We start from the raw sequence: 12,398 nt of genomic DNA, 5'->3' as shown, positions 1-12,398 counted from the left end.
TAATGTAATGAAGGCTGCTATTAATAAGGTGATTTTAAGAATTTTCATTTTTCGTAATTTTAAATTGATATTAGAGATGTTTGTTTTTTCGGAATTAGCGCTCAACTACGTTTCCTCCTATGACTAAGATCGTTGTTTCTTCGTCGGTTAGCATGTCGTCTTCATGAAGATCTTGCTCAGTACAAGATGAAAGAAAAGTAATGAAGGTTGCTATTAATAAGGTGATTTTAAGAATTTTCATTTTTCGTAATTTTGGTTTTTAATTGCAATTAATAATGTTTTTTTTAGAGATTAACGCTCGATTACATTCCCACTATTGATTAAGGTCGTCGATTGCTTGACGATAAGAATGTCTTCCTCGTGGACATCTTGCTCGGCACAAGACGTGAATAAAGTAATAAAGACTGCTACTACTAATGTGATTTTAAGAATTTTCATTTTTTCGGTTTTAAGTTATTATATATAATATTCAATTAAAGCACAGATACTCTAATTTTTAGATACTAAAAAGCACTTAATAAACATTGAGGACGCGCATAAAACACGACCATTAGCGTATGGATATTGAGAGGAAATGGCTAGGAAATAGCCATGAATGATTTTTTAAGGAAATAAAGAAGCAATTTGTTAATCATTCAGCGTTCTAATATAATTACAAATATTTTAAATTATTAAGTCCTCAAAAAAAAGGGGCTTATAATCGCTGAAATACATGAAATTTTAACAAATTAAAGTGTAGACTTATTTTTTATGAGGCTGGTTTTCACTATCTTAGTGCGAAAATTCTCATCTCGAGGCGTTTGCTGAAGTCTGTTAATAAGGAGTTCGGCAGCTTTAGAGCCGATAATTTTAGCATGCTGACGAATAGTGGTTAATCTAGGTAACGTATGATAAGAATCAGACTTACTGGCAAAACCAATTACAGAGATATCCTTGGGTACCTTTAAGCCAAAATTGACAGCCATATTCAAACCTATTATTCCGGAAGAACTGTCGGCGGCAATAATACCATCTAGTTGACCATTTTTCTTGAAAAAATTCTTGATCTTTTTCTGCTGATCATCTTTTTTCTTAATTTTCAAAACCAGGGGCTCCATTCCTGCTTCTAAAATCGCTTTATTGTAACCGCGTTCTCGAAGCTTCCCAACACTTAAGTCATTGATATTACTAATAAAACCAATGGTTTTACGGTCTTCTGCTAATAATGTTTTTGTAGCATTATAAGTCGATTCGAAATCATCAACAATTACTTTATCACACATCACATCATGAGCAACGCGATCAAACATAACAACAGGCAGTCCCTGACTGATGGTTCTTTTAAAATGCTCAACTTCGCCTTTAACCTGAGTCTCTTCAGCCATTGACAAAATAAATCCATCTACACTTCCGCTAGCAAGTAACTGTAAACCTTCTTTTTCTTTATCTAAAGATTCATTAGAAATACAGGTTATAATATTATAACCGTTTTTAGTAGCTTCTCTTTCTATTCCGAAAAGCACTTTAGCTAAAAAGTGATTAAGAATATTCGGAATAATAACACCAATCGTTTTGGTTTTATTCTGTTTTAAACTTAAAGCCACTTTATTTGGCTTATAATTATATAATTCGGCGAGCTCTTTAACGCGTTTTACGGTTTCACCACCTATTTCGGTACTATTATTTAAGGCTTTTGAAACTGTAGATATCGATACATTTAGCTCTTTAGCCAATTGTTTTAAGGTCACCATAAATTATTATAATATTGTATAACTCATGCAATGTACAAAATTACTCTTTGCTACTAATGAATTATTTTTTTTGAAAATCTGCTATCATTAAAAACTAGAACTGCTCCACATTAATATTTTTAGCTACAAGCATCACCATTCCAAACTGGAAGTATTACAGTCATCATTTTATAGCTTACTACAATATAAGCATGCCTGGTACAAATCACCGAAAATTTCGGGATAGAACTTTCTCCAAAATACTACATGAACATTAGAACTAAATTGAGTAATTCAACATACAATAAAGTATTAAGACACACGTCCTAAATATAACCAAAAAAAATAATAACAACCCCTTTTCTCGGAACGTCAAGAAACAATGAATTCTAAACTTAAAACACAGCATATTACTTTATAGGGCACCACCATTTAAAAAAATTAAACCTAACTTAGCTTAATTGCTAATTGAATTTAAAATAACCTCTCTGTAGATAATTCAAATGCTTATGAAAAAGCATATTCTTTTATTACTTCTCATCTGTACGAACACTATTATTGCACAGCATGATTCCATCCCAAAAACAAAAGAGACCGATAGTACTAAGCCCGAATCAAAATTTGATAAGTTCAATAAGAAAGCTGAAGCCTTTTTTAAAAAATTCCCTGTCCCCATTTATTCCCACAACCCAGAAGCTGGAAATATTTATGGATTCACTAAATTTAATTTGCTAGCCCTTTCTAAAAAAGACACCATATCAAAACCCTCTAAACTATCGGAAGTCTTTACATTATCTTCTAAAGGACGTATTAATGCTTCCATTTCCACAGAACTTATATTTAAAGAAAATGACCGGGTGGTAATAGCTTATATAAATTACCAGAAACAGCCAGATTATATTTTTGGAATTGGCAATGATGTTAAACGAGAGGATGTAGAAGAAATACAATTAGAACGCATTAAGTTTTTTGCGACATATATGTTCCGCTTTAACAAATACTATTATGTTGGAGTTCCAATAAATTTTTCTAGTTATTATCATATTGAAACCGAACCAGATAGTTTCCTAATACAAGACAACGTTACAGGTTTGGATGGCGGGGTTTCCTTAGGAACTGGCTTAGCATTTTCTTATGATAGCCGTGATAACAGGTACAACCCACAAGAGGGCGCGTATATTATGACGTATATTATAACCAACCCTAAATTTTTAGGAAGCACCTATCAATTTTCTAGATATGAAATTGATGCCAGAAAATATTTTAATCCATGGTTAAACCATATCGTAGCCATTCAAGCCACCACAAGTAACACGCCCGGTAACACCCCCTTTTACGAACTTTCAATGCTTGGAAGCGATTCACAAATGCGCGGTTACTTTAGAGGTGCTTATCGCGACCACGTATTAGTCGATTCGCAGGTGGAATACCGCGCACCAATTTGGAATATTTTTGGAGCAGCAGCTTGGATTGGAACGGGGCGTGTAGCTAGTGGCTATGAAGAATTATCTCTTGACGGATGGAAATTATCTTACGGCGCCGGTTTACGTATTAAAGTGGACTCTAAAAACAATACGAATCTTAGAATTGATTTCGGATTTGGACCTCACAACATTTCGGGAATTTATTTTGGGTTTGCAGAAGCTTTTTAAAAAACACAAACCGTCCTAAAACAAAAAAGCACCCCCATCTTCTTCGCAGAAAAAAGGAAAGCTTTCCATATAGAAAGTCTCAAAAAAAATATTTTGACATCTATAGGACTTTCTTAAATAAAATTTTCATTTAAAAATAAAACGTATTAATTAACAAAAACAACACATTGATAACATTATAATAGGAATTTATTGAATATCACATAACATTCTAAAAACATTCAAACAGAATCACAGAGGTAATTTCGCCGAAAAACTAGTTAACCTTTATAGTGATTTAAAAATGAGACTAAAACTACCTTTTTTAGCGTTTTTTTTGATGATACATTCTTTTTGTATTGCCCAAACCATAAAACCTTATTTACAGGCCGCTACGCCAAATTCAATTTATGTAAATTGGAAAACTGATAACGGCACGAATCCTACAATTATTTATGGAACAGATGCAACAAATCTTAATTTATCAGCAACGGGAACCACAGTAAACTTAGAACCAAAAGACTCTGATTATCACACACCTTATCATTATCATACCATAAAACTGACGGGGCTTACTCCCAACACCGGTTACTATTATAAAGCTAGCAGTGGCACTAATGATGTATCTGATATACACTATTTTAAAACACCACCTGCTTTAGGCGACTCAAGCGGAGTACTTAGATTTATTGCTTTGGGAGACCATCAGTTAATAAATTACAACGGAAAACCGTACATGAAATTTAATGAGTTGGTTCAAGCATCAAAAGCGAAAGCTGAAGAACTATATGGTTCGCCTCTAGCGGACCATTTTAACCTTATAATGAATGATGGCGACCAAGTAGACTATGGAAAATTAGAGCACTATGAAAAAATTCACTTTGAAAAAACAAGTTATATCACTCCTGATTTACCGCTCATAACTGCTGTAGGAAACCATGAAGTTTATGGTGGCTCTTACCAAAATGGAGCTCTACAAGCATACTACGACCATTTTGTTTTAGACGATAATTTTAGTTATGGTGGTATCAACTCAGGCACAGAACGTTATTATGCATACCAAATGGCTAATGTGCTATTCATGGTTTTCGATACCGAACTCCAGTCTACAACGCAACAAAATTGGGCAACAGACGTCATAAACTACGCAAAAACAGATAGTAATATAGGGTGGATAATATCAATCGCTCACAGACCTTACCAAGCAGAACAATATTCCAACGATTACTCAGCATGGTTTGCGAATACTATCGTACCTATTCTGCATTCAACAGAGAAATATGCTTTACATATGGCAGGTCACCATCATATGTATGCCAGAGGGCAGTTTAAAAATCATAACAGTTATCATATAATTTCCGGAGGAACAGCTTGGCCACAATATTGGGGTGATAGTGTTAATGAAGATGATAGAGAAGAAACACAGGGTAGCTGGTCAAATTTTGCTTACCAGTTTATTGAAATAAACAACATCACAAACGAATTAAGTCTAAAATCTTACACGATTGGAAGTTTAACAACAACAAAAGACAGTGAGCTTTTAGACGAATTTAAATATAAGCGTGGTGTAGCTGCTCCAGACCAGCCAACTATTACAAATACCATTGAGGCTTCAATAAACTTACCCTTCACTTTTAATAGCTCCCCCTATGCTACGACCTCTTCGGAAGTACTTAACTCTACACAATACCAAATCGCCTCTACAAACGATTTCTCTATTATAGACATTGACTCGTTTAGACATGTAGACAACTATTATGGACCAGGAGCCACTACCGATGAAACAGTAAACATTGGTTTAGGTGAAGGCATTTTAAATTATACCATTCCGGAATATTTCTTAAGTAACGGTACTTACTACGCCAGAGTGAGACACCGTGATGCCAACCTTGGTTGGAGCCCATGGTCAGATAGTATCGAATTTACAATAGAAAACAGTAACGACGGAGAACCTTTAATCTATCTTGACAAACCATCATATCATGTTAATGAAGACATTGAGATTACCTTTATAAATGGGCCCGGAGGAAATCAAGATTGGATTGGAATTTATAATGATGGTGATGTTCCTGGGCCAGACCTTTCAGAAGCTTATCAATATGTAAATGGTGCATCTAGCGGAATAAAAACATTCAATATTTCTAACAGCGGAATTTATTATGCCGCCATGTTTATTAACAATGGCTACGAAGAGATTGTTGATCGCGTTTCCTTTTGGGTAGGTGACATTCCTACACTTTCTTCAAACCAAACAGCATACAACGATGGTGATGATGTTACCATTACTTATAAAAACCACCCAAACAATTCGAGTGATTGGATAGGTATTTATAAAGTTGGTGTAGATGCTGGAAGTGGTAACGAAATTACAAGCATACCAGTAAATACATCATCAGACCATGTTACGTTTAGTGGTTTACCAAATGCTTATTATTATGCTGTTTATCATGTAGAAGGAAGCGACTTAATCGCTGGAGAGCAAATTAACTTTCAAATTGGAGATGAAATCGCAAACATTTCTTTATCAAAAAACACATTTTCACAAGGAGAACCTATAACTATAAATTTCACAGATGCGCCTGGTATTGAAAAAGACTACATAGGTGTTATTATAGATGATGGAAACTCTGCAGGTACCGAAAACCTATGGTCTTACAAATATTTTGGTGGCTTAACCGAAGGCACAACAACTATTACGGGAACAGAATTTGTTCAAGGTGGACCAAACCAATTACCAAAAGCTGGAAATTATTATTTAGCTATGTTCACAAACGATAGTTATACTCAGGTATCCAATGCGATCCCTATCACAATTACAAACACTCCGGCGATCTACCTTGATAGTAATATAGTAAACCAAGACGAACCTTTTGATGTTCATTTTGTAAATGCTCCTGGAAACACAAATGATTGGTTAGGTATTTACTTTGATGGCCAAACACCCTCTGGAGTTACTTCTCAGGACTGGAGTTATATCAATTCAGAAATTAATGGAGCTAGACGTTTCACATTAACAAACGGAGGCGAATATTTTGTTGCCCTATTTGAAAATGATGGGTATAATGAATTAGCAAATCGCATAGCTTTTAAAGTTAGAGCCACACCTATATTAAGCAGTTCACAGTCTATTTTTGATGAAACAGATGACGTAAATATCGAACTTACTTCTGGAGGCCTAGCTAACGTTACAGATTGGATTGGCGTTTATAAGTCAGGAACAGAGCCAAGTCCATCTACTTTAGTTGCTCGTTTTGATGTGACATCCATTCCACAAACATTCAATTTCGGAGTTTTACAAGAAGGCGCTTACTATACTGTTTATCATACAAATGGTAGCTATAATGAATTTGGATCCAGAGAACCCTTCCAGATAGGAAACCAAATAGTAACTTTAAGCACTAATAGCACCGATTACTACCTCGGAGATGCCATAACGTTCAGTCTTAGCAATGGCACAGGAGATAATGAAGACTATATTGCTGTTTTCCCAAGCGGAAGCAACCCTGAAGTAGATAGCCATTATACATTTCTTAATTTAGGAGACACCGCTAATGGCTCGGTAGAATTAAACGGTACAACTGGTAATTCAGAAGATGAAAACACATTACCAGTAGATGCTGGCACTTATTTTGCCGTAGTGATGGACCCTACAAGTGGTGAAGAAATCTCTAACCGTGTAAGCTTTACTAAAACAGCAAAACCAACAACAACTATGGCTGTAAATGAGGTTAATATCAACGAAGATTTAACCGTTAACTATGCCAATGGTCCAGGTAATTTAACAGATTGGATTGGTGTTTACGAAGTTGGTCAAACTCCTGGTGGCGCTGGCGTATACTCTACAACATGGGATTATGTAGATAATGCAAATCCAAATACTGGAACGATTACATTAGAAGGAATAAACCGCACAGGGGATTATTATTTGGCGCTTTTTGAAGATGACGGATACCATGAGCTTTCAAATAAGTTTTATTTCTCGGTAGTTGATTCCACTTTAGACATGGATGATGTTTCAGAAAAAACCAATAAAATCACCATTTATCCAAATCCAACATTAGGTATTGCTTACATAAAATCAGATTTTAAAATTGAAGCTGTAGAAGTTTATAATGTAAACGGTAAACTGGTATCAGTACAGAACCAAATCAACCTCACCTCAGCAACCCTTAATTTAAAATCGGTTAATAGAGGTATGTATTTCGTAAAAGTTAAAACTAATGGCCTATGGAACACCATTAAATTAACGCTTAAATAAGCAACGAAAAAAAAATTAGACCATCCCTTTTTTACTTAAGAAAGGGATGTTTTTATTCATAGCATATGAGAAGATTGAAAGTTATATTTTTGCTACACATTTTATGTATCACTTTATTTGCGTTTAAGGCTATACATCCTCTTAAAATGTCGTACAGTAAACTTACTATCCACAAAACAGGGCATGGGCAATTAACTTCAAAGTTTTTTTTGGACGATTTAACCTTGCACATGCAAAACCGCTATCGCTTAAGTAAGGCCGATTTTTCCACACTTGAATCTAATGGAGTAAAAGCACTCCAAGTTTATATGAATGAACGACTCTTTATAACTACAGGCGATAAAAAAATTCCTTTTAAAATCACTTCTATTGAAATGATTGAAAACGGAATCGTACTACAGGTGAAATCTAAAACTGTCGAGTCCATAAACAAAAAAAAACCTTACTACATGGAAAACGCCCTGTTTTTTGACGTATTCGCGAATCAGGTAAATTCGGTTAAACACAACGGCACCACCAATAGATTTATGTTAAGACAAGCTAAATTATTATTAAATGAGTGATTTTTTTCTCTACTTCAAACAAGGTGTTTTTCATATACTTGATTTAAACGGGTTAGACCATTTATACTTCATCATATCGTTCAGTTTATTGTACAGTTTTGAAAAATGGAAACAAGTTGTTGGCTTAGTAACAGCTTTTACTATTGGACACTGCTTAACATTACTTTTATCGGGTTTAAACATTATTTCTATAAACCCCAATCTAGTAGAAACTCTAATTCCTATAACAATATTACTTAGTTGTGCTAACAACTTTTGGGTTTTATTGAGTAATAAAAGAAACAATCATCTAGTTGTAACCTACCCAATTTTATTATGCTTTGGATTAATTCACGGATTGGGATTTTCAAATTTTTTAAGAATGATGCTCTTCGAAGACGACTCCATATTATCTCCTTTACTTGGTTTTAATTTAGGGATAGAGCTTGCTCAGTTAATAATCGTATTTCTTTTTTTATCACTAATATATTTAGTGAAATTCACCAAATTAAATCTAACTTACACTAGAGTCTTTATCAATCTGGTCATTTCAATAATGGTCCTATTAATTATGTTTTAAGGCCTATTTATAAGTATTTGAAGAAGGTCTAGTATTAAGTCAGGAGTAATCTCAATTTAGAAGTTTAACCACTTCTGCAAGGCCATTTAATGCTAAAAGATTGCTTTTAAAGCGCTCTGAAGGTAATAAGGATAGAATAACAGGAGAAACATTGTGCGCCTATAAGGTTTAGCTATAGCTTTTGAACAAACATCACTTTTTGTGACACCAACAAACTACAAACCGTCCTAAAACAAAAAAGCATCCCCATCTTCTTCGCAGAAAAAAGGAAAGCTTTCCATTGGAATACCAAATAACTTTGGTAAACTACATCACGCTTATAGCGTGAACAACACAACCTCATTATAATTGCCAAAAAAAGCCCTAATTTCTCAGAGCTTTCTTTTTGCAATTTTAGCGGTCTGGACGGGACTCGAACCCGCGACCTTCGCCGTGACAGGGCGACATTCTAACCAACTGAACTACCAGACCGTTGCTTTATTGCGAGTGCAAAGATACACGCCTTTTTAAATTTCACAAACGTTTTTTGAGTTTTTTTTATAAAAATTTTCATTTAATTTTATAAGTCTTGAAAATCAACTATTTACTAAACATATTTTATTTAATAAAAAAAGCCCTTTTACGAGAATTTTTGACGCTCGATTAAATACGTTGTTAGTATCTGATTAAAATCGGCGTTAATATCAGCTTCCACATACTTTATTTTATACTGTCCGCATTTCAAACGTAAGTTTGTAAAGTACTTTTCTACAGTATCCCGATAACTTTCCTTAACAGCATCGGCATATAAATTAATATATTCCCCTGTTTCAACATCTACAAACCGTTTTGGTGTATTGTTAAAATCAAATTCTAGCTCCTTCTTTTTATCCATAACATGAAATAACACGACTTCATGTTTGTTATATTTTAAATGACGTAAGGCTTCAAACATTTTAGAATCATCTTCCGAAGCTTGAAACATATCCGTAAACAAAAAAATCATGGAGCGTTTATGGATCTTCTCTGCAATTTCGTGCAAATACTTATAGGTATCCGTTTGTTTCTTTTCCGAATTGGAAATAGCAACCTCACTCAAAGCACTTAGCAACATTTGATGGTGTCGCTCACTCCCCTTTTCTGGTGCGTAATAATCGTACTGATCACTATACACACTCAATCCCACAGCATCACGTTGCTTCTTTAATATTTGCATCAGCGCAGCAGCCGCTAGTACCGAAAACCCTATTTTGTTCAAATGATTTATAGAGAAAGACTGCCTTTTAGGATAATGCATCGAACTGCTATTATCTATGATCATGTGGCAACGCAAGTTGGTTTCATCGTCGTAGCGCTTCGTGTATAGCTTTTCGGTTTTTGCAAACAACTTCCAATCGATATGACGGGTACTTTCACCTTGATTGTAAATTTTATGCTCGGCAAATTCTGCCGAAAAGCCATGAAACGGACTCTTATGCATACCCGCAATAAAGCCCTCGACCACTTGTTTTGCAAGAAGTTCGAGGTTTTTAAAACCTTCCGCTTTGTTGAGTTCGTTTTGTAGCATATAAGAAGAGCCCCTCCTAGCCTCCCCGAAGGGGAGGAACACTCATGTGGAGCTACATGGTTTTTAATTTTTTTTAAACGTTAATATTCTCAATATTTTATTAGGAATGAGTAAAAGTTCCCCCTTTGGGGGTTAGGGGGCCTGACTTTACTTCACCCCATCAACAATCCCGTAAGCCACCGATTCTTCGGCACCCATCCAATGGTCACGATTAAAGTCTTTCATGACTTTCTCATAATCTTGACCACAGTTGTCTGCTAAAATTTTAGCGCTTAACTCTTTAGTGATAATAATTTCTTTAGCTGTAATTTCAATATCACTGGCCTGTCCACGAGCACCTCCACTAGGCTGATGAATCATCACACGAGCATGAGGCTGAATAAAACGTTTCCCTTTTGCTCCTGCCGATAAAATAATAGAACCCATCGACGCAGCAAACCCCGTACAAATGGTAGACACCTCACTGTTTAACGCCTTAATACAATCGTAAATAGCAAATCCTGAAGTCACATAACCACCAGGACTGTTAATATACAGCTCAATATCTTCAGTTCCTAAACTATCTAAATACATCAATCGATCAATCACATGTTTTGCCGATTTATCATCAACTTGTCCCCATAAAAACACTTTACGTTGTTCTATAAATTTGCTATCAATAGCATCTTGTACTTTTATTTTATCGCTCATTTTGATTTTAATTTTGTTCTAAAAATAAAAAAAGGTTTACCATTACGGCAAACCTTTTCTCTTTTCTTTTATTAATATAGACTTATAAACTATAGAAGTGCGTCGATAGCTTCAGTATATGCCGTTTTAGGCGCTACACCAACTTGTCTTCCAACAACTTCTCCGTTTTGAAAAACTAATACTGTTGGAATATTACGAACACCATATTTGGCTGCAAATTCCTGGTTAGCATCTACATCTAGCTTTCCTACAACAGCTTTACCGTCGTATTCTTCACTAATTTGCTCGATAATTGGTCCTACCATTCTACAAGGTCCACACCACGCAGCCCAAAAATCAACTAAAACTGGTTTATCACTTTTTAAAACCGTTTCCTCAAACGTCGCATCTGTAATCTCTAATGCCATAATATTTATATTTTATCTATTTTACTTCAATGTTAAAGTACAAAATTAGTCAAAAAAAACTCTAAAGCTTACAATCTTACAATTTGTTTTCCTTATAGCGTTATCAATTCCTACTATTCATAAGGTTTTGGGCGCATAAACCAGGCTATCCGCTATATCTTTTTTGTGTTCAAATTCAGATTTACCTTCAGAAAGCAATACCCAAGTTTACAAAAACAACTTCCCTCAAGTTCAATTTTCACAAAAAAGGATGCCGCTACTATCCTTTGCGCGGCGTTTAACTTCTATCAAATAGAGAGGGATGCTTTTATTTCATGACCTCAACGGTTTCTTACATGATATATAGCGTGTTTTATCACTTAACTTAGTAGGTACACACCAAACTAAAAATCGGCGAAATTTTTTGTAAGCAAGCTAGAATTAATCATTAATTATACACCGTGTTGGCTAATGAATCAGAATGATAAAACTTAGATATTGTGTCTTGTTCTAATTCTGATAAATGATTTTCAAGTTGTTGCCTCAATTCAGGGATAGAATCTTTATAAGTTAAAATTAAATTATTGAGAGAATCAGATCTTTTATTTAAAATGTCAACTTCACGATTTAGAGAACGATTGTCAAAATGTTGATAAACAGTAAATACGAATACGATTGCTGCAATTAAATAACCAACCCAAGGCTTATTATACCAATCTGATTTATTTTCAGATTTTTGGAATTTTTTAAATGATTTATTGGACTGTTTTAATCTTTTCCCATTTTCCGTTAAGCTAAACCATCCGTGTTTATTTCTTGAAACAAACAAATCATTGTTATTTCCAAACAAGACTATTGTATCGATTAGTTTAGAAAAATATTCTTTGTTGTTTTTTTCCTTAGAATCTAAATTTTCACGAACAACTTTATCAATACCAAAGCAGTCAAAATCTTCAATATCTCTTATGATTAAATCAATAAGCTTTGTTATTTCCCTTTCGTTCATTTTTAAATGTTTGCCAACTAAATCATCTCACACATATTAAACCCACAACA

10 protein-coding genes and 1 tRNA gene are annotated in these 12,398 nt (G+C 34.5%); 4 read left to right on the top strand and 7 right to left on the bottom strand.

What is annotated here, in order from left to right; genetic code table 11:
- Positions 1–94 precede the first annotated feature (94 nt).
- Together A6I66_RS16625 and A6I66_RS07060 are read right to left on the bottom strand one after the other, a co-directional pair.
- Positions 95–241 (bottom strand): hypothetical protein, encoded by a 147-nt coding sequence (locus A6I66_RS16625; protein ID WP_157614121.1) that lies wholly within the window; start codon positions 239–241, stop codon positions 95–97.
- 487 nt (positions 242–728) lie between these two features.
- Positions 729–1,730 carry a LacI family DNA-binding transcriptional regulator gene (locus A6I66_RS07060; protein WP_067147057.1) on the bottom strand — a complete coding sequence of 334 codons (1,002 nt, stop codon included), beginning with the start codon at positions 1,728–1,730 and terminating at the stop codon, positions 729–731.
- A gap of 488 nt (positions 1,731–2,218) precedes the next feature.
- On the opposite strand from A6I66_RS07060, the gene A6I66_RS07055 reads away from it, so the two are divergent.
- The 4 genes from A6I66_RS07055 (at position 2,219) to A6I66_RS17105 (ending at position 8,720) form a co-directional block, all read left to right on the top strand.
- A complete protein-coding gene (locus A6I66_RS07055; RefSeq protein WP_067147055.1) occupies positions 2,219–3,361 on the top strand; it encodes a BamA/TamA family outer membrane protein in 1,143 nt (380 codons plus the stop codon).
- A gap of 319 nt (positions 3,362–3,680) precedes the next feature.
- Complete coding sequence (locus A6I66_RS07050) at positions 3,681–7,598, top strand: fibronectin type III domain-containing protein (protein ID WP_169815716.1); 3,918 nt, start codon at positions 3,681–3,683, stop codon at positions 7,596–7,598.
- Positions 7,599–7,663: 65 nt separating this feature from the next.
- Positions 7,664–8,161 (top strand): DUF6702 family protein, encoded by a 498-nt coding sequence (locus A6I66_RS07045; RefSeq protein ID WP_317047669.1) that lies wholly within the window; start codon positions 7,664–7,666, stop codon positions 8,159–8,161.
- On the top strand, positions 8,154–8,720 hold the full coding sequence (locus A6I66_RS17105; RefSeq protein WP_067147044.1) for a HupE/UreJ family protein: 567 nt from the start codon (positions 8,154–8,156) through the stop codon (positions 8,718–8,720). Before A6I66_RS07045 ends, A6I66_RS17105 begins: the two co-directional genes overlap by 8 nt.
- 397 nt (positions 8,721–9,117) lie before the next feature.
- Here the strand turns inward: A6I66_RS17105 and A6I66_RS07035 are convergent.
- From A6I66_RS07035 to A6I66_RS07015, 5 genes are all read right to left on the bottom strand, one after another.
- Positions 9,118–9,191 (bottom strand) — tRNA-Asp (locus A6I66_RS07035).
- 148 nt (positions 9,192–9,339) lie between these two features.
- Positions 9,340–10,266: a DUF58 domain-containing protein gene (locus A6I66_RS07030; RefSeq protein WP_067147042.1), complete on the bottom strand. Its 927-nt coding sequence runs from the start codon at positions 10,264–10,266 to the stop codon at positions 9,340–9,342.
- 147 nt (positions 10,267–10,413) lie between these two features.
- The gene (locus A6I66_RS07025) at positions 10,414–10,956 is read right to left on the bottom strand and encodes a ClpP family protease (RefSeq protein WP_067147040.1); all 543 of its coding nucleotides are present in this window, start codon (positions 10,954–10,956) and stop codon (positions 10,414–10,416) included.
- 89 nt (positions 10,957–11,045) lie between these two features.
- Positions 11,046–11,363 carry a thioredoxin gene (trxA, locus tag A6I66_RS07020; protein WP_067147038.1) on the bottom strand — a complete coding sequence of 106 codons (318 nt, stop codon included), beginning with the start codon at positions 11,361–11,363 and terminating at the stop codon, positions 11,046–11,048.
- A gap of 427 nt (positions 11,364–11,790) precedes the next feature.
- Positions 11,791–12,348 carry a hypothetical protein gene (locus A6I66_RS07015; RefSeq protein WP_067147036.1) on the bottom strand — a complete coding sequence of 186 codons (558 nt, stop codon included), beginning with the start codon at positions 12,346–12,348 and terminating at the stop codon, positions 11,791–11,793.
- Positions 12,349–12,398: the final 50 nt, after the last annotated feature.

This window comes from Pseudotamlana agarivorans, from assembly GCF_001642835.1.
Taxonomy (GTDB): Bacteria; Bacteroidota; Bacteroidia; order Flavobacteriales; family Flavobacteriaceae; genus Pseudotamlana; species Pseudotamlana agarivorans.
Note: the sequence above shows the minus strand (reverse complement) of the source record. Positions and strands in the feature narration are given on the sequence as shown.